The 19411-nt window shown below is 48.7% G+C and carries 18 protein-coding genes; 15 read left to right on the forward strand and 3 right to left on the reverse strand.

All coding sequences use genetic code 11. The features are described 5' to 3' along the window. Nucleotides 1-508: 508 nt before the first annotated feature. From DWY93_RS11165 to DWY93_RS17180, 6 genes are all read left to right on the forward strand, one after another. A complete protein-coding gene (locus tag DWY93_RS11165) occupies nt 509-652 on the forward strand; it encodes a hypothetical protein (protein ID WP_117470627.1) in 144 nt (47 codons plus the stop codon). After that, nucleotides 633-1349 carry a class C sortase gene (locus DWY93_RS11170; protein WP_015554961.1) on the forward strand — a complete coding sequence of 239 codons (717 nt, stop codon included), beginning with the start codon at nt 633-635 and terminating at the stop codon, nt 1347-1349. The genes DWY93_RS11165 and DWY93_RS11170 overlap by 20 nt, the downstream gene beginning before the upstream one ends. A gap of 76 nt (nt 1350-1425) precedes the next feature. Continuing rightward, on the forward strand, nt 1426-3261 hold the full coding sequence (locus DWY93_RS11175) for an isopeptide-forming domain-containing fimbrial protein (RefSeq protein WP_117470629.1): 1836 nt from the start codon (nt 1426-1428) through the stop codon (nt 3259-3261). A 46-nt stretch (nt 3262-3307) separates the two neighbouring features. Continuing rightward, on the forward strand, nt 3308-4312 hold the full coding sequence (locus DWY93_RS11180) for a hypothetical protein (protein ID WP_117472282.1): 1005 nt from the start codon (nt 3308-3310) through the stop codon (nt 4310-4312). 39 nt (nt 4313-4351) lie between these two features. After that, complete coding sequence (locus DWY93_RS11185) at nt 4352-5194, forward strand: LPXTG cell wall anchor domain-containing protein (RefSeq protein WP_117470631.1); 843 nt, start codon at nt 4352-4354, stop codon at nt 5192-5194. A 30-nt stretch (nt 5195-5224) separates the two neighbouring features. After that, complete coding sequence (locus DWY93_RS17180; RefSeq protein WP_015554957.1) at nt 5225-5392, forward strand: hypothetical protein; 168 nt, start codon at nt 5225-5227, stop codon at nt 5390-5392. A 182-nt stretch (nt 5393-5574) separates the two neighbouring features. Here DWY93_RS17180 and lysS read toward each other — a convergent pair whose 3' ends face one another. Continuing rightward, entirely contained in the window at nt 5575-7515 is a 1941-nt protein-coding gene (lysS, locus tag DWY93_RS11190; RefSeq protein WP_117470632.1) for a lysine--tRNA ligase, read from the reverse strand. A 97-nt stretch (nt 7516-7612) separates the two neighbouring features. Continuing rightward, nucleotides 7613-8095, reverse strand: a complete 483-nt coding sequence (gene greA, locus DWY93_RS11195; protein ID WP_015554956.1) for a transcription elongation factor GreA — start codon at nt 8093-8095, stop codon at nt 7613-7615. A gap of 327 nt (nt 8096-8422) precedes the next feature. Between greA and DWY93_RS11200 the strand changes: the two genes are divergently transcribed. The 6 genes from DWY93_RS11200 to DWY93_RS11225 all read left to right on the forward strand — a co-directional run bounded on the left by DWY93_RS11200 (nt 8423) and on the right by DWY93_RS11225 (nt 14310). Then, nucleotides 8423-8641 carry a hypothetical protein gene (locus tag DWY93_RS11200; RefSeq protein WP_015554955.1) on the forward strand — a complete coding sequence of 73 codons (219 nt, stop codon included), beginning with the start codon at nt 8423-8425 and terminating at the stop codon, nt 8639-8641. 364 nt (nt 8642-9005) lie between these two features. Next, entirely contained in the window at nt 9006-9650 is a 645-nt protein-coding gene (locus tag DWY93_RS11205; protein ID WP_117470633.1) for a DUF4317 family protein, read from the forward strand. A 46-nt stretch (nt 9651-9696) separates the two neighbouring features. Further along, entirely contained in the window at nt 9697-11247 is a 1551-nt protein-coding gene (locus DWY93_RS11210; protein WP_242990598.1) for a DNA methylase, read from the forward strand. Continuing rightward, complete coding sequence (locus tag DWY93_RS11215) at nt 11244-11666, forward strand: hypothetical protein (protein ID WP_015554951.1); 423 nt, start codon at nt 11244-11246, stop codon at nt 11664-11666. The genes DWY93_RS11210 and DWY93_RS11215 overlap by 4 nt, the downstream gene beginning before the upstream one ends. 190 nt (nt 11667-11856) lie before the next feature. Next, entirely contained in the window at nt 11857-13038 is a 1182-nt protein-coding gene (locus tag DWY93_RS11220) for an iron-containing alcohol dehydrogenase (RefSeq protein WP_117472284.1), read from the forward strand. Nucleotides 13039-13467: 429 nt separating this feature from the next. Beyond that, nucleotides 13468-14310: a DegV family protein gene (locus DWY93_RS11225; protein WP_117472285.1), complete on the forward strand. Its 843-nt coding sequence runs from the start codon at nt 13468-13470 to the stop codon at nt 14308-14310. Between the two features lie 370 nt (nt 14311-14680). On the opposite strand, the gene DWY93_RS11230 is transcribed toward DWY93_RS11225, so the two are convergent. After that, nucleotides 14681-15613: a TIGR01212 family radical SAM protein gene (locus DWY93_RS11230; RefSeq protein WP_117472287.1), complete on the reverse strand. Its 933-nt coding sequence runs from the start codon at nt 15611-15613 to the stop codon at nt 14681-14683. A gap of 361 nt (nt 15614-15974) precedes the next feature. Between DWY93_RS11230 and DWY93_RS11235 the strand changes: the two genes are divergently transcribed. From DWY93_RS11235 to DWY93_RS11245, 3 genes are all read left to right on the forward strand, one after another. Then, nucleotides 15975-17261, forward strand: a complete 1287-nt coding sequence (locus DWY93_RS11235; RefSeq protein WP_117472289.1) for a galactokinase family protein — start codon at nt 15975-15977, stop codon at nt 17259-17261. Beyond that, on the forward strand, nt 17258-18235 hold the full coding sequence (locus DWY93_RS11240; protein WP_181968538.1) for a TAXI family TRAP transporter solute-binding subunit: 978 nt from the start codon (nt 17258-17260) through the stop codon (nt 18233-18235). Before DWY93_RS11235 ends, DWY93_RS11240 begins: the two co-directional genes overlap by 4 nt. Before the next feature lie 200 nt (nt 18236-18435). Next, a complete protein-coding gene (locus tag DWY93_RS11245) occupies nt 18436-19386 on the forward strand; it encodes a DUF1177 domain-containing protein (protein ID WP_117472293.1) in 951 nt (316 codons plus the stop codon). The last annotated feature ends 25 nt before the right edge of the window (nt 19387-19411 follow it).

Consider the following 19411-nt stretch of genomic DNA (forward strand, 5'->3'; position numbering starts at 1 on the left):
TGGCAGCACTCATGACGGCCTGTATGGTCGTTGGGTCTGTGCCGGGAGTGTCGTTGGCGGATGTGTCGGGTGAACCATCTGGTACGCTGACACCGGCTGCAAAGAAACATAACTTTGATGGAACAGCGTCAACAGAAGCAGACCCGGATATTGAGCTTAACAAGACAGCTGCATATAACGGAACATTTACTGAGAACGGTCAGACAGAACTTACAAAGACCTTTGAGGTTGGAACGAAACTCACGCTTGCGGATATTCCTGCATCCAAGGGTAAGAGCAGCAGTTACAGCGATCAGACCTGGGATAAATTCCCGGTTGGATATATTGTAGGAAAAGGTGGAACGACCTTCACGATCACCTACAAGTGGAGATCAAGCGGCAGTGGCAGTGATTATGACTATAGCACCTCCACAAGAGGCAAAGCCACAAACGCAGCTGGTAAGTCCGGACGTTGGATCTTAGAGGGCGGCGAGTTCACGGAGGATAACGGGACAACACAAGAGGACACATGTACACCGGCTGGCATGAGATCGACGGCAAGTGGTATTACTTCAACACAGCATCCGACAAGGGAACACTTGGCGCAATACTTGCGAACACCACAACACCGGATGGATATCAGGTAGATGCAAATGGAGCATGGATCCGGTAATTCCGGCAGGAAACCTTCATGGCTCACCGGGCGCGGGATCCTCATAGCAGTCATGTTTCTTTTGGGACTGGGAATTTTTCTGTACCCGCATATCTGTGACTGGTACTATCAGTATCAGTTCAACAAGGCGATCGCGGCGTATGACCGGTTTCAGGGGATCGACTGCGAAGGAATGATCCAGGCGGCCAGAGAGTACAATGAAAGACTTGCAAAGAAAGAGGAACAGTTTCTGGTTCCCGCAGAGGAACGGGAGGAGCTTGACCACCTTCTGGATCCATGGGAAACAGGGATGATGGGATATGTGGACATTCCGAAGATCGGGGTCCACGTTCCCATTTACCACGGAACGGAAGAGCGGGCGCTTCAGTCGGGCGCCGGTTTCTGGTATGGGACAAGCCTGCCGGTGGGCGGTGAAAATACCCATTGTGTGCTGGCCGCCCATAACGGTCTTGTGAAGGCGAAACTGTTCACTGACCTGGACAAACTGGAAGTGGGAGATCGGTTCACTCTGGATGTCTTAAACGAGACATTCACGTATGAGGTGGATCAGATCCTCGTAACACTTCCGGAAGAGACGGAAGAACTTTATGTCCAGAACGGAAAAGACCTTGTGACGCTTTATACCTGTACTCCGTATGGGGTAAATACCCACAGGCTCCTTGTCCGCGGACACCGGGTAACAGAACCGGAAGAATGATGGAAAAAATGCGCCGGTTCACAAAAAGTGAAAACGGAGCTTTTTTCGACATAAATTGACATGGAGGGAATCGAAAATGAAAAAGAAAATGAACAAGGTTTTAGTAGTCTGCACAGCGGCAGCAGCGATGACAGCATTTTCAGGAACCGCTTTTGGGGCAACTCTCGATCTGGAGTCAAAGACAGCGGTTGCTGACGCGAAGGATGGAGCCGGGGATATCCAGGAGGCCATAAATCAGATCTCGGGGAACGGAAATAAAGATGGGTGGACCATCAAAATAAAGTCTGGTACATATGACCGATTTACAATTCCGGCAGATTTTAAGAACATCACGGTTGAGGGAGAGAAAAACAGCGTTATTCAGGTGATGAATGCGTCAGTGGCAGACAACCTTTCAGATGCTGGCGGAATTAACGCGTTTGGCAGTAATATTACTTTAAAAGGACTTACAATTGATGCTGGAAATGTACCGGCTGAAGAGGGAAAGTTTACAGCAGCGGTTTCCAATCACAATGGCGCAGTAGGTGGAACTGGCTTTTCTCTTCATGTTGAAAACTGTACGATCAAGGGAACAGATTCACAATTTGCGGATGGTATTTTATTTGACAGTCCGGGATTTGATGTGAAAAATTGTAAAATTTCAGGTTTTAAGCAGGCAGTTGAATTCTTTGGAGATAATTTTGTAGTTCCGGAATCTGGAAATATGGTCAGTGGGAATACGTTCCGTGACTGTAGCTTTGCTATTCATGGATATTTTGGCGGCGGCTCGGATGGCGGAGTGCTGAGTTTTAAGAATAATAAGGTAACCGGTACGGATGATCTGCGCGCCAAAGTAGTGATTCAGGATCAGAGTAATACAGGGGCTGTTCGCGCGGATATCTCTGGAAACACATTTGTGAATGCACTTGTGGGACTTGTGAATCTGAGAGAAAACGGGAAAACGATCTCACCAGTATTGACCTCCAATGAGATGGGCGCAAACAGTTTTTATGTTGAGGCGGTGGAGCCGGGAACCATTGAATTTTATGCGACATATCATGCGCCGGAGAACAGCGAAGGCTGCTGGAGAGTGACAGGAATTGAAGATTTTGGCATTGATGCCGGATTAAATCCGGATGGATCCAAAGCAAAGATCGAGGAGTTGGTGGATGCAGCGAATGAAAGTGGATCCAGAACGTTGAGCATTACGGGAATTGATGAAAACAATCTGATCAAAACGTTCACTTATTTTAAAGATGGAATTTACTGGGACAGCGATAAGGAAAGTAAACCGTCGGTGGACAAAAAAGCGGATGGTCAGGACCGTATCGAGGCAGCAAGGCCAGGAGATGTTATTTCTTTTACACTGGAATCCAATCTGCCGCAGTCACTGTCAGCGCAGGTAAAAAGACGTACTCCAAATGACGACAGACCAGATGATGACAGACCATATATTATAGAAAAGAAGTCTTATCAGCTGATATTCCATGATAAGATGAGCAGTAATCTTTCTCTTAATCAGGCTACATTGAAAGTCGAAATCATGAATAATGGAAAGCTTGTGGAACTGCCGGAGAAATATTACATGGTGCGTACAGATCTTGAAGGTGAGACTTTCCGGGTAACAGTAGGACTTGTGGCAGCGTTTAATGATGGTCAGATCTCGTATGATCAGCTGAAGAATGCGGCACAGATCGTCGTATCTTATGACGCAACGGTAAAAGACAGTGTTATCAATGGAGACAAGGTGGAGAACCGTGCATGGGTCAACGACAGCGAAGAGGATATCGTTGACGGCCCGGTCATCGATCCAGATGTTCCGTCCACCGGTGGAGTTGGAACAAAAGCCTTCACAGCAGCAGGAATCGCCCTGATGGGAGTTGCAGCAGGTGCTGTGATCGTGACAGGTAAGAAAAAGAAAGAAGAACAGTAATTCAGACTTTTCGGATTGTTGCTAGTTATGAGAACGAGGTAGAGACATGAAAAAATCATGGAAAAGTTTCATGACCGTCACCGCAGCCGCTGCTGCGATGACGGCTGCCATGGCATTTTCTTCGTTGGCGGCTGTGGCGAAGGTAGATGATGACCTTCCGGAAAACCGTCATATCGTATCGGTAGCCTCCGGCGGATATGAGACGGGATTCCAGATCAAGGCGGCTCATGGCGCGGACATCTACGAGACGACAAGTTATCCGATCGATAAAAAGGCAGACGGCGAGGATGAGATCGGAACCGTAAGTCAGGGAAAGAAGATCGAGTTTACACTGACCTCCAGTCTTCCAAAGCTGCTTGCACGCTATGTTGTAACGGCATCCAACGCCTCACCGGCAAACTCCGCAAGGGAGATTCGCAAAGTCCGCGTACATAGTGCGTCCGGCGCGGGAATAGTCCGCGTACACAGTGCGTCCGGTGCGGAGACAGTCCGCGTGTACAGCGCATCCGGTGCCGGAAGAGCGGGAAGCGTAATCAGGGACAACTACGACAATGAGATTGCCAGACAGTTCCTTTTAGCAGATGAAAAATATGCGATCCCGGATTCTGTTGTGGAGACCATGGTCTTCCACGATGAGATGAACCGGTATCTGAAGTTTATCGACGGTACGCTCCGTGTGACTGCGGGCAGGGATGGAAAAGAAGTTCCTTCCGGGTATTACACGGTAACAGCCAGTGGTTCCAACGCATTCCGGGTTGAGGTTGATCTTGTAAAACTCTTTAATACCGGAATCATCGATTATGAAGATCTGACGGGTGAAAATCCGATTACAGTGACCTATGAAGCGGTCGTGACAGACGACGCGATCCAGGGGGACGAGCTGTTTAACGAAGCCTGGGTCAACGATGGAGAACATGACTCCGTGGAAGGTGCGGTCCTCGATAAGAAGGTTCCGTCCACAGGCGGAATGGGACGGGGAATGTTCACGGGTCTGGGACTCCTGTTTATGGGCACAGCGGCAGCAGCATGGAAGAGAAAAAGAAGCATGTAGATCAGATACAGAAATCGATGTAGAAGGAAGGAATCCAAGATGACAGGAATTCGGAAAAAGAATAAGATCCTGGGCTTTATTTTTGCCGTGCTTGCGGTATGGATGGTGATATTTCAAAATCCGTCCTACGCGGCACAGCGGGGCAGTCTGAACATAAAAACAGAACAGGCCGGAATGACGGTATATCTCTATCGGGTTGCAGAAAAACAGGCGGGTGTCTATGTGCTGAATGAGAAATTTCAGGCATCCGGTGCGGATGTTTCCGGGGGTGGTTCAAGAGAGGCTGCGATCACTCTGGCAGATTTTGCGAAGGCGCAGGGGATCCAGCCTTACCGGACCGGAACGGGAAGCGGAAAGCATGTGGTTTTTCGGAATCTTCCGGATGGAGAGGCTCTCTACCTTGTGACGGGGGATCCGATGACCGTTGGCGGCAAGACCTACATTCTGGCACCAGTTCTCGTGGAAGCGGGCGGTGCCGCGGCGGAAGCAGATATCAAGTGTGATATTGAGGAACCGGAAAACCCGACAAACCCAACGGAACCCACAAACCCGACGGATCCATCGAATCCGACCTCTCCGACCCGTTATTATGATGACAGCGATGATGACGACTGGGATCCGACTCCGAATAAGAAGCCGACGATCACAACAGCGGCTGACGAGACGGTGACGATCACAGATGCGGAGACACAGTCGGAAACCAGAGTGGAGGAGAGTACGGCAGAGAGTGAAACAGAGACATCTACGGAGACAACCGTGGAGGATGAAAAGAAGCTTCCCCAGACAGGGCAGCTGTGGTGGCCGGTAGGGATTCTGCTCTCCGCAGGCGCGGTCCTTCTGGCGGCAGGTCTTGTGATGAAAAAGAGAAGTAAGGAAAAATAAAAAATTAAAGAGAAACATGAGGATACAGATATGAAAAAGAAAACGCTTCATCCCTCCGGATTTACAAGCAAATGGAGAGCATACTCCAGCACCACAACTCCGCCGACAGAACCGGGACGTTATACCATGACAGTCGTTGTCCTTGGCGGTAACTATCTGGCCTCCCCGATCAACCGGTCCTTCCAGATCACGAAGTAGAACGGCTGAATGGTAAAATCGCGGGTCCTGTAACCCGCGATCAGGAGACATTCATATGAAAAAAGTACGCATCACATTCCCGTTATCAGATCAATGGCGATGTGATGCGTATTTTAATGTAAAAAGAATGTGCCCAGGCGGCTCCGTAAGGAACCACCCGGGCACAGTAGATTGTTTCGTTATTAGTACAACTTTGCACCGGCCGGGATTCTGTCATCGACCATCAGGAGGTTCAGTCCCTCATGGCCATCTTTCTCATGGACTGCTGAGATCAGCATACCTTCGGAATCGATTCCCATCATCTTTCTCGGCGGAAGGTTCACAATCGCGATTGCTGTCTTTCCAACCAGCTCTTCCGGCTCGTAATACTCGTGAATACCGCTTAAGATCACGCGGTCCTTGCGCTCTCCGTCGTCCAATGTGAACTTCAGGAGTTTCTTGGACTTCGGTACCGCTTCACAGGCTAAAATCTTAACTGCGCGGAAATCGGATTTTGCGAATGTTTCGAAATCAACCATTTCTTTGAAGATCGGCTCGATCTTAACGTTGGAGAAATCGATCTTCTCAACAGTCTTTGCTGCCGGAGCGGCTACGGAAGACTTGGAAGATTTTTTGTCGGAATCTAAGGACTTCATTGTCGGGAAGAGCAGTACGTCACGGATCGCCGGGGAGTTTGTAAATAACATAACAAGACGGTCGATACCGTATCCGATACCACCGGTCGGCGGCATACCGATCTCAAGGGCATTTAAGAAGTCCTCGTCAGTGGTATTTGCCTCGTCATCACCGGCAGCAAGTGCTGCTTCCTGTGCTTTGAAACGCTCTCTCTGGTCGATCGGGTCGTTTAACTCGGAGTATGCGTTGCACATCTCACGGGCATAGATATAGAGCTCGAAACGCTCAACCTGCTCCGGGTGACCCGGTTTCTTCTTGGTAAGCGGGGAGATCTCGATCGGATGGTCTGTGATGAAGGTCGGCTGGATCAGGTGCTCCTCAACGAATTCCTCGAAGAAGAGGTTGATGATGTCGCCGCGGACATGACGATCCTCGTAGTGAACGCCCTTCTCATCTGCTAATTTCTTTGCTTTCTCAGTCGTAGTGATCTCATTGAAATCAATACCGGTATATTTTTTGATCGCGTCGATCATGGTAAGGCGCTCGAACGGCTTTCCAAGGTCGATCTCGACATCTGCGTACGGAATCGTTGTGGATCCGCAGATCTGCTTTGCGATATGACGGAACATATCCTCTGTGAGATCCATCATTCCCTGGTAATCCGTGTATGCCTGATATAACTCCATAAGAGTAAATTCCGGGTTGTGTCTTGTATCAAGACCTTCATTACGGAATACACGGCCGATCTCGTAAACGCGCTCCATACCGCCGACGATGAGTCTCTTTAAGTAGAGCTCAAGGGAGATACGAAGCTTTACATCCTCGTCGAGAGCGTTATAGTGTGTCTCGAACGGTCTCGCGGCAGCACCGCCTGCGTTTGCGACGAGCATCGGAGTCTCGACCTCAAGGAATCCGAGGTCATCTAAGTATCTGCGGATGCAGCTGATGATCTTGGAACGCATAACGAATGTCTTCTTAACGTCCTCGTTCATGATCAGGTCAACGTATCTCTGACGGTAACGGGTATCTGTGTTTGTAAGTCCGTGGTACTTCTCCGGAAGGATCTGTAAGCTCTTGGAGAGAAGTGTTACGGAATGGGCATGAACAGAGATCTCGCCCATCTTTGTTGTGAATACAAAGCCCTTGATGCCGACGATATCGCCGATATCCATTCTCTTGAAGTCTTTGTAGGAATCCTCACCGAGGTCATCGCGGCATACATAGCACTGGATGTTGCCCTTGAGATCCTGGACGTTGCAGAAGGAAGCTTTACCCATGACACGCTTGGACATAATACGTCCTGCGATGGAAACTTCCTTTCCGTCATATTCTGCGTAATGATCCTTGATATCTGCGCTGTGAGCTGTCTGATCATATTTTGTGATCTGGAACGGGTCTCTGCCCTCTGTCTGTAACTCAGAAAGCTTCTCGCGGCGCACCTTTAAGAGCTGGTGGATATCCTGCTCTTTTGCATTTGCATTCTTGTTCTGATTCTGCTGTTCAGCCACTTTTCTATTTCTCCTTCACTGTAGTCTTTGTGTATGATCGATACGGTCGTGTACAGAATTTTCAGTCCGGAAGCTTCCCGTCTGTACACGGCGGCGATCAATCGACTCTTTTAATATCGAGTACCTTATACTGGATAACTCCGGACTGTGTCTCAACGTCAACAACGTCACCAACGCGTTTTCCGATCAGCGCGTGTCCGACCGGGGACTCGTTGGAGATCTTATTCTCAAGGCTGTTTGCCTCTGTGGAACCAACGAGCTTGAATTCCATCTCCTCGTCGAAATCGACATCGTAAACCTTTACGATACATCCGACGTTGATCTTGTCAAGGTTTACCTCGTCCTCAACAACGACCTCCGCGTTCTTTAACAGCTTCTCGAGCTCTTCGATTCTTAACTCAATATCTCTCTGCTCGTCTTTCGCAGCATCGTACTCGGCGTTCTCGGATAAGTCTCCCTGTTCTCTTGCCTCTTTGATCTTCTGGGCAATCTCACGACGGCGGTTTACTTTCAGATCCTGAAGCTCATCCTCGTATTTTTTCAGTCCTGCATAAGTTAAAATATGTTTCTTATCAGCCATGACGTCTTACCTTTCTTATTGTTTCGGGGCAGAATGACCCTTTATAATTTTTAGCTTTACATTCTCTGTATTATAGCGTGAACACTGGGGATTGTCAAGAAGACGAAAGGCTTTGTTTTTGAGGATTTTCACGGTATCTTTTGATAAAAAATGACTCGTATGGACAGAGGCTGCATCTTATTAGGAAGAAACAGAAAACAGGGAAAGGACAGGAAATAACAGACAAGATAAAAACAGGAATAATTACTGATATTTACTTGATATCCTATCCGCGCTATGCTATAATCAGGTTGATCAAAAATATTTATGAGAAAGGAAGTTACCAATATGCAGTACGCGATTGCACATTTAGATCAGGACGGCAACGGAGATTCCGACAAGAATCCATATATTTCCGTAGATTTTGAAAATAACCTTGAGTCATGTCTTGAGGCGGCAAATATGATGGAGGATGAGGGATATAAGGAGATCACACCGTTTATCCTTGAGGATGAGGGAAAAAGCGGCACTTATACCTGGGAGTATGTGAGACAGCATTCCATTTAAATTTGGAAAAGAGAAATTGGGGAGATCCTGCGGGGCGTGTGAATGCTCTGCGGGGTCTTTTTTGTTGCGATGAAGTTGGAAGAGGCTGTCGGCAGCAGGTCCTGTAAGTCTTGTAAGAAGGAAAAGATAGAAAAACTTGACGAACATATGTTCTAAATGTATAATGGAAACATAAGATTTTAGGGAGAGAATTGAGTCTGGAATCGAGATAAACCATATTAGGAAAGCCGCAGAGACATTTAGTGGCTATGTATTAGTAAGGGATGTTGGTGACAGGTTCTGTAGGTTTTTTGGAGTGCTGGAAGATGACAGATAAGACTGAATAAAAGCTAAGACTAAATAACAGAGAAAACGGAGAAAATATATGAATCAGATCAACCGTGAGGATATGCTGGAGCTTACGAGAAGAATGACATTGAAGAGAAACTGCTTTGACCGGATTGCAGGGGCTTATCTGGATAGGGACGGGTTTGTAGACGGGACATTTAATAAGAATTTCCGTCAGCTCTCCCTGCCAGATCAGCAGAAGAATCTTGATATCGCGAAGACGATCCCGTTTTCGGAGACGAATGTGGCGTTGAAGGAATATGTCTTTTCGGGGGAGGAGAAAAAGCCCGGGAGTGTGTGGCAGCTGCTCTGCGCACTGCGGGAGTGTGAGCTGAAAAACGATGCACTGCTTGATATTTTTTATGAAGTGTTTGGGGAAAAATATCCGGCGTCGGGGGATTATGCGGTCTATTTCTTTCACGGGAATTATGATGTTCCGAGAAAGGCAAAGGATAAGGAAAGCCTCTGGGAATCGGAGGAAGTTTACCGGTTCCTGATCTGTGCGGTGTGCCCGGTGAGCGGAGATTATGAGCCGGGGATGCCGGTCTGCGGATTTATGTTTCCGGCGTTTAAGGACCGGGGACCGGATAATGGGCGGATTCAGGTGTTTGAAGCGGATCCGGCGCGGCCGCATAGGGATTTTTTAAATTTGATCTTGCCAGTGAGTGCATATATTTTGTGAAGGTATGTGGGGGAAATGGAAATTGATGTCGGAAGGGAGACGGGCTATGGCGGATAGAATGAGCAAGATGGATAGATCAAACAGAATTTACGCAGCGATCGATCTGAAGTCATTTTACGCCTCTGTTGAGGTGGTGGATCGAAAACTGGATCCGATGACGACGCACCTTGTCGTCGCGGACCGGAGCCGGACATCGAAAACGATCTGCCTTGCGGTATCGCCTTCTTTAAAGGCGTATGGGATTCCCGGACGCGCGCGCCTCTTTGAGGTGGAGCAGAAGGTGGAAGAGGTGAACCGGGAGAGAAGGCGGCGGGCCCCCGGTGGAAAATTCACGGGAAGTTCCTGTGATGCGGTTGAACTGACGAAAAGACCGGATCTTGCGCTGGATTTTATCGCTGCGCCGCCGCAGATGGCCCACTATATGGAGAAAAGTTCACAAATTTACCAGATCTATTTAAAATATGTGGCACCGGAAGATATCCATTCCTATTCGATCGATGAGGTCTTTATCGACCTGACTTCCTATCTTGAGACATACCATATGTCGGCGCATGAGCTGACGACACGGATGATCCGGAATGTGCAGAAAGAAACCGGAATTACGGCGACTGCGGGGATCGGAACGAATCTGTACCTTGCAAAGATCGCGATGGATATTATGGCAAAGCACATCGAACCTGACGCGGACGGAGTGCGTATCGCAAAACTGGATGAGATGAGTTACCGGAGATATCTGTGGGGACACCGTCCGCTGACGGATTTCTGGCGTGTGGGCCGGGGATACGCGAAAAAACTGGAAGAACGGGGAATCTACACGATGGGGGATATCGCCAGATGCTCCCTCGGAAAGGAAAACGATTATTATAACGAAGATCTTCTGTACCGGATGTTCGGTGTCAACGCGGAACTTCTGATCGACCATGCCTGGGGGTATGAGCCGTGTACGATCGCGGATGTCAAGGCGTACCAGCCGGAAAACCACAGCGTCGGATCCGGGCAGGTTCTTGCCTGTCCATATACCGTCCAGAAGGCAAGGCTCGTCGTGCGGGAGATGGCGGACCTTTTGGCTCTGGATCTTGTGGAGAAAAAGCTGACAGCGGACCAGGTGGTCTTGACGGTGGGATACGATATCGAAAACCTGACGGATTCAAAACTCAGAAAGAACTACAACGGGGAGATATCCACGGACCGTTATGGAAGACGGATCCCGAAACACTCCCACGGCTCCAGAAATCTTGGCGGGCAAACTTCCTCCACGAAACGGATCACGGAGGCGGTTATGGAGCTCTACGATGAGATCATGAATCCAAAGCTTCTTGTGCGCCGGATCGCGATTTCCGCAAACCATGTGGTCTGTGAGGGAACGGAACAGAAAGTGCAGGAGTACGAACAGTTGAATCTCTTTACCGATTACGGCACACAGGTGGAGCAGAAAAAGAAGGAAGAGGAAGAATTGGCGCGGGAAAAACGGATGCAGCAGGCGGTTCTGGAGATCAAGAAAAAGTTCGGAAAGAATGCGGTCTTAAAGGGAATGAATCTGGAAGAGGGCGCGACCGCGGTAAAGCGGAACAGCCAGATCGGAGGTCACAGGGCATGAGTACATGGGAGAAATATCGGGATATGATCGATCTTCCATATCCGGGAGAATCAAAGCATACCCGGATGCCGGTGAGGGACAGGGCAGCCCAGTTTGCTCCCTTTGCTGCGCTCACCGGATTTGGCGCAGTATTAAAAGAGACGGAACGTATTACAGAAAAGCGGATCGAGCTGGATGAATATGAAAAGGAAAAACTGAATGAGAATCTGCGGCTTCTATTGGAAAAACAGGAATCCCGTCCGGAAATCACAGTAACCTTTTTTGTACCCGATGAAAAGAAGGACGGAGGAGCATATCGGACGATCTCTGGTCATATAAAGAGAGTGGACGAGGAGAGTCATTGTTTGATTTTAGAGGAAGGGGAAAGAATTCTGCTGGAAGATATTTTTGATCTCGCATTCACTGCTCATGAAAAGTAAAGTTAGACGATATAAAAATGTTATGAAATTAACAACAAAATACTTGCGTTAATAATTTAACAATGGTATAATGTGTATAAAGCTTAGGAAAACGAAGCGTGGTTGGTTCTTAGTAAAACCTGTGAAACACAGGTCGGAAACGTGAGATCCCTGTCTGTAATGACAGAATTGTGAAAGGAGAAGAGAACGTATGGCAAGATTTACATTACCGAGAGACATTTATCATGGAAAAGGATGTCTGGAAGAACTGAAAAATCTGAAGGGAAAGAAAGCATTTCTCGTAGTAGGCGGCGGTTCTATGAAACGCCAGGGATTCCTTGACAAGGCTGTTCATTACTTAAAAGACGGCGGAATGGAAGTTGAAGTCTTTGAGGGCGTAGAACCGGATCCGTCGGTGGAGACCGTTATGAGAGGCGCGGAAGCGATGCGCAAGTTTGAGCCGGACTGGATCGTATCCATGGGCGGCGGTTCCCCGATCGATGCGGCGAAGGCGATGTGGGCGTTCTATGAGTACCCGGAGACTACATTTGAAGACCTGATCACTCCGTTCAGCTTCCCGGAACTGAGACAGAAAGCAAGATTCGCGGCGATTCCGTCCACATCCGGTACAGCTACCGAGGTGACCGCGTTTTCAGTTATCACAAACTATCAGACAGGAGTGAAATATCCGCTGGCTGACTTTAATATTACTCCGGACGTTGCGATCGTAGATCCGGATCTCGTGATGGGACTTCCGGTGAAGCAGGTTGCCTATACCGGTATGGATGCCCTGACCCATGCGATCGAGGCGTACGTCTCCACATTAAATGGACCGTTTACGGATCCGCTGGCACTTCAGGCGATCGAGATGGTTTTGGAATACCTTCCGGCATCTTACAATGGAAATATCCATGCGAGAGAGGAGATGCATTACGCGCAGTGTCTCGCGGGAATGGCATTCTCCAATGCGCTTCTTGGAATCGTTCACTCTATGGCCCACAAGACGGGAGCTGCGTTCTCCACCGGACATATTCCGCACGGATGCGCGAACGCGATCTATCTTCCGTATGTCATCCAGTATAACGCGAAGGATACCGTCGCAGCTGACCGTTACGCGGAGATCGCAAGAAGAATGGGATTAGAGGGAAGATCCAGACAGGCCCTGCTCAACAGTCTCTGCGCGAAGATCAATGAATTCAATGAGAAGCTGAATATTCCGAAGACACTGAAAGAATTCGGTATCAATGAGGACGAATTTAAGGAGAAGGTGGACCGTATCGCGGAACTCGCGGTTGGCGATGCATGTACCGGATCGAACCCGAGAGAGATCGATCCTGCGAATATGGCGAAGCTGCTTACCTGCACATATTACGGAACTGAAGTTGACTTTTGACGATAATTTGAGATGCGGCTGTGAGGGTGCTAAGCAGCTGCTGGAAAGATTATCCACATAATATAAATATTGTGGTGTAATCAGATCTTGTATGGAGATCGAATTGGGAAAATCTCTGCCGGGAATATCCGGCAGAGATTTTCTGTTTGCAGGTTACTGTTCACGCCTTGCGCAAACAGTAACTGATTTTGCCGATGCTTCGCATTCCGAATCGGCAAAATCCACTACCACCACTGTATTGTACGGAATTTTCAGTTCAGAAAATTCCTACCCGTGTACAGTAACGTTTCCAGGACATATCAAGCGAGGTTTTTCTATCATTCTATTGACTTTCTGTAGAAGCCACTCTATAATATATGGTATTGAATACTACATCACAGGGAAAAATAAATGAGAACTGTGATAGGGAATAGAGCTGGAGGAAGCAGTATGAATTATAGAATTATTGGGGATAGCTGCATGGATCTTACCGAGGAGCAGAGGAAGGACCCGCATTTTACCCTGATCCCGTTTACGCTTATGGTGGAAGACCACCAGTTTGTTGACGATAAGAATTTTAACCAGAAGGAATTCTTAAAAATCGTAAAGGAAAGCCCGGAGTGTCCGAAGACTGCTTGCCCGTCTCCAGAGACATTTAAGGAAGTTTACTGCTGCGAGGAGGAGAATGTATTTGTTATTACGATCTCTTCCCACCTGAGCGGATGCTATAACAGTGCGGTTCTCGCAAAGAATCTTTATGAGGAAGAGTTTGGAACCGGAAAGAAGAATATCGTGGTGATCGATTCTGAGTCTGCTTCTACCGGAGAAGTAAATCTCGCGCTTTATGTTCAGGAACTCTGTGAGCAGGATATTCCGTTTGAAGAGATCGTAAAGAAAACTCTCGAGTACCGCGACAGACAGAAGACGTATTTCGTTCTGGAAACTCTGGATACATTGAGAAAGAACGGACGACTCACCGGACTTCAGGCGTTCTTCGCGACAAAATTAAACATTAAGCCTGTTATGGGTGCGGATCACGGCGTGATCATCAAACTGGATCAGGCCCGCGGAATCCAGAAGGCACTTCAGAGAATGGTGGAGATCGTTGTGAAAGATGCAGGAACAGTGGAAGATAAGTGTCTTACGATCGCTCACTGCAATGCGCCGGAACGTGCCCAGTATGTAAAAGAAAAATTTGAACAGGCCGCAAAGTTCAAAAAGATCATTGTGACCGAGACAGCCGGACTTGCTACCGTTTATGCAGGGGACGGCGGAATCATTGTGGCAGTGTAACTGTTCAGTAGGTCTGCGCACTTGCTGCGCTGACCGTAAGAAAACATAGGCTGGAAGGCAAAAATCCCATCAGCGAAGCTGATCTGGAATGGATTTTTGCACGTAACTATGAAGGTACTGAATAGTTACGTGGCAGTATAAATAACGGAAGAGAAATGAGAAAGGCGTTCGATCCACCCGGAGAAAAATCCGGATGATGGATTTAACGCCTTTTTATGTAGCAGGAAATTCTGAGAAATTCCCTGTTACATAAAAAGGCACTGACGTGCCAAAGATGCGCACTCGCGCGAAGATGTAGACTGTCGCAAGCGACCGCACGAGGCGCAGGAATGTGACAAGGCACATTCATTTTATCGAAATGAGAAAGCAGTTACAGGTCCATCCCCTGAAAAATATGATGTTCCTTTAAATATTTTGCAATGGAATTCAAAACCAGTCTTTTATTCCCGCTCCATTCCGGTGCGATCAGGATCGACTTTGGCCCGTCGCCGCTGATCCGATGGATCACAGTTTCCTGTGGGAGGATTTTTAAGCAGTCACCGATCAGTTCCAGATATTCCGGCAGTTCCAGTGTGTGAAACCCGCCGGATGCATAAAGATCGGCAAGATCTGTCCCTTTTAACACATGAAGGAGCTGCAGCTTGATCCCATCCACATGGAGCTTCCCAAGGTAATTCACGGTTTCCAGCATCTGTTCCCTCGACTCTCCGGGAAGTCCGAGGATCACATGGACGATCACCGTGAGTCCGGCAGCCTTTAACCTGCGGTAGGCATCCTCAAAAACGGGGAGCGCATATCCCCGGCGGATGAGTTTTGCCGTATCCTCATGGATCGTCTGCAGACCGAGTTCTATCCAGACTGGTTTTTCTTTATTTAACCGGGAAAGAAGCTCTACGGTTTCATCCGGGAGGCAGTCAGGCCGTGTACCGATGGAGAGTGCGCAGATCTCCGGGAGAGAGATTGCCTCAGAAAAGAGTTGTTTCAGATAGGAGAGTGGGGCATAAGTGTTTGTGTATGACTGGAAATACGCGATATAGGCAGCGTCATCTCCTGAGATCTTCCGGCTGACGCGGGCCTTCGCAAGGTCAGCCTGCTCTCTAAGGGATCCGGCCTGCTTTTCTGCAAAATCACCAGATCCGCCGGCACTGCAAAAGATACAGCCGCCTCTTCCCAGTGTGCCATCCCGGTTTGGACATGTCATGCCGCCGTCCAGAGCGAGTTTATAGACTTTTTTCCCAAATATCTTTTTTAATTCATAGTCGAGAGAGTGGTACGGTTTGCCATTCCAGTCTGTCTGACGCATAAAACAGATCCTTTCAAAAAATAAGTTTTCCTTGCAACACATATACGAGGTATTATATAATAATAAGAGGTTTCTTTTCAACCTGATTTCCGGAAAAGTTACTGCGCCTGCATTGCGCGTAGTTACTGTTCACGCCTTGCGCAAACAGTAACTGATTTTGCCGATGCTTCGCATTCCGAATCGGCAAAATCCACTACCACCACTGTATTGTACGGAATTTTCAGTTCAGAAAATTCCTACCCGTGTACAGTAACTGTGGGTACAGTAACCCGGAAAACACAGCAAAGCTTCTACATAAGATGCCGGCTGTGAAGAAAATTAAAATATCCGCCAAAGCGGATCGAAAAGGAGAACTGGGGTTATGGATAGAGAAGCTGCAAAGAAAGCATTACAGAGCGCGAAAGCGACCGGATTTTTTACAGAAATGTATGGGGACGGTGCCGCTGAGAATGAAAAGCGCTATGAGCATGTTCTTGAGGGATTTGAAAAGTCATTCGGGGGGGATCAGGTGAGTCTTTTCACTTCCGCAGGACGTACCGAGATCAGCGGAAACCACACAGACCACAATAATGGAAAAGTTCTGGCTGGAAGCATCAATCTTGACTGTGTTGCCTGCGCGGCGGCAAACGGAACCGATGAGATCCACATTATCAGTGAGACATACAGCCAGAAATTCACGATCAATATCAAAAATTTAAAGCCGAGCGACAAGATGGCCGGAACCATTGATCTTACAAAGGGAATGTTAGCTGGATTCCAAGAGATGGGATACAAGATCGGCGGTTTCGACGCTTACATTACAAGCAACGTGATCAGCGCCGCCGGAGTCAGCTCCTCCGCTTCCTACGAAATGCTGATCTGTTCCATGATCAACGAGTTCTTCAATGACGGAAAAGTGGACGTCGTTACATATGCCCATGTCGGCAAATACGCGGAGAACAAATACTGGAATAAAGGTTCAGGTCTTCTCGACCAGATGGCATGCGCGGTGGGCGGCATGATCACCATCGACTTCAAGAATCCTTTAGAACCGGTTGTTGAGAAACTCAACTATGATTTCGGTGCTCAGGATCACAGTCTGATCATTGTCCAGACCGGAAAAGGTCATGCGGACTTAAGCGCTGAGTATTCCTCCATCCCGAATGAGATGAAGAGGGTGGCAGCCGTGTTTGGAAAGGAAGTCTGCGCGGATATCACGGAACAGGAAGTGATCGAAAATGCGGCGAAAGTGAGAAAAGAGGCGGGTGACCGCGCGTTCTTACGTGCCCTTCACTTCTTTGAGGAGAACAAGCGTGTTGAAAAACAGGTTCAGGCATTAAAGGAGAACCGTTTTGACGAATTCTTAAGCCTGATCACTGAATCCGGAAATTCTTCCTGGAAATGGCTCCAGAACTGCTATGTTCCGGGATCTGAGGAGCAGGGGATCACTTCCGCGTTAGCACTCACAGAGTTATTTATTAAGGAAAAAGGCTGCGGCGCATGCCGTGTTCACGGCGGCGGATTTGCGGGCGTTATTATGGCGATGCTGCCGAATTCCGTGACAGACGAGTACATCGCTTATATTGAAAAGGCAATGGGAGAGGGAAGCGCATACCGTATGAGCATCCGCCCGTACGGAGCGGTATGCGTGGACGGATATATCGCATGAATCGGAGACACGCACGGAGCCTGATTCTTATAGCTGCCGCTTCCGGTGTATTGACTGCATGCTCAAAGCCGGATCCCGGTATGGGGGAGACGAGAAAACTCATTATGGGGACCTTCACTGAGGACAGCGTGACTGACCGGGCTGGAAAAGCCGCGGCGGCGACCATCAGCAACACAGTTCCCGGAGTCTATGTGGAGACCTGGCCGTCAAAAGGCGCCTATATGAATATAGAGCATCTGTTTGACGGGACATATGATCTCGTGATCGTTCCGGCTGGGGCAGCTTACGAGGCGTATACGGGAACCGGTGCCTGTGAGGGAGAAAAAAAGGAAAAACTTCGTGCAGTAGCGGCATGTTATCCGATCGTCTCCACGTGGATATCCCCGAAGAAACTGGGACTTTCGAAGGTACAGGAACTGAAGGGGCATCCGCTTGCCGTGGGAAATGAAGGTTCTGAGACGGCAAAGGTATCCGGAGAAGTGTTCGATGTCCTTGGAATCGACAAGGAGAACACGGAGATCTGGTATTATGGGATCCAGGGTGGAGCCGACGGGGGCCGGGACCAGTGGGCTGACGGGATCCATGCGTTCACGGAGTCCCCTGTCCCGGCTTACCAGGAGCTGGCGGCGGAGGATGGGATCCGGTTCTTATCCTACACGGACGAAGAACTGGATGAGATCTTAGACGGCCATCCGGAGTACAGTAAGATCAAAGTTCCGGCAGGAACTTATGAAAATCAGGACGATGAGGTCGGGACCTTCTGCGAAAAAGTCCTTGTCTGCGTGTCTGCGGATATGGATGAAGACCTTGTTCATGAGATCGCCTGGGCATTGGAGGTCAACGGACCGGTGTATACAGCCGGAGAACCGTTTATGCGGGCGATGGATGACAGGGAGTTCCGGGCTTCTAAGATCCCGATTCCGCTTCATGACGGGGCAAAACGGTATTATGAGGAGCAGGGATATTTCAAATAGTAATATATTCCGTAACTGTTCAGTAGGTCTGCGCATTTACTGCGCTGACCGTAAGAAAAATTAGGCTGGAAGGCAAAAATCCTATCGGCGCAGCCGATTTGGAATGGATTTTTGCGCGTAACTGTGAGGGTACTGAACAGTTGCAATATCCCTCAAAATAACAAGCGGTCTTATAAGAGACCGGGAAAAGGAGATGTCCTATGTTGTACAAAGAATTGATCGAATTATTTGACATGTTAGACAGCGCATCAGCGTCCGGCAGCGAGGTGGTGGAGTATTTTAGATCCATCGATCCCATGTGTCAGGTGGAAACGTATCCGCTTGAAGGACCAAAAGGCCATACAGACATGGTGAGAATCCTGATTCCGGGAAAAAACGGAAAATCAAAGGGCGGAAACGCTGGAACGATCGGCATTCTCGGACGTCTCGGCGGTCTGGGGGCAAGACCGGAACAGATCGGGTTTGTCTCCGACGGTGACGGCGCATTGACAGCGTTAGCGGTTGCCGCAAAGCTTCTCAGAATGCAGGCAAAGGGTGATTTCCTTGAGGGCGACGTATTCGTATCTACCCATGTCTGCCCGGACGCTCCGACAGCTCCCCATGAACCGGTGCCGTTTATGAACTCCCCGGTGGAGACCTGGCAGGTGAATAAGGAGGAAGTGACGGACGATCTGGACGCAGTTCTGGTTGTGGATACCACAAAGGGAAACAGGATCATCAACCACCGTGGATTCGCAATCTCACCGACGGTATGTCAGGGGTATATTTTGAGAGTCAGCGAGGATCTTCTCGATGTGATGCAGATGACAACAGGAAAACTTCCTTATGTATTTGCTCTGACACAGCAGGATATCACGCCTTATGGAAATGGAATCTTCCATTTAAACAGCATCCTGCAGCCTGCGACGGCGACAAAAGCCCCGGTGGTAGGCGTTGCGATCACGACAGAGACGACCGTTGCCGGATGTGCAACGGGAGCTACCCATATGGAAGATCTGGATGAGGCAGCCCGGTTTATGATCGAGTCGGCGAAGGCATTCGGAAGAGGAAAGCTGAGTTTTCTGGACAAGGAGGAGTTTGCTCGGATCAAGGAGCTTTACGGCAGCATGGAACACTTCCAGACGCTTGGAAAGAAGAGTGAAGAGGCGTAAGCTTCGGGAAAAGATCCGGGTCTCA

It is taken from the genome of Clostridium sp. AF28-12, assembly GCF_003435225.1.
GTDB lineage: Bacteria > Bacillota > Clostridia > Lachnospirales > Lachnospiraceae > Pilosibacter > Pilosibacter fragilis.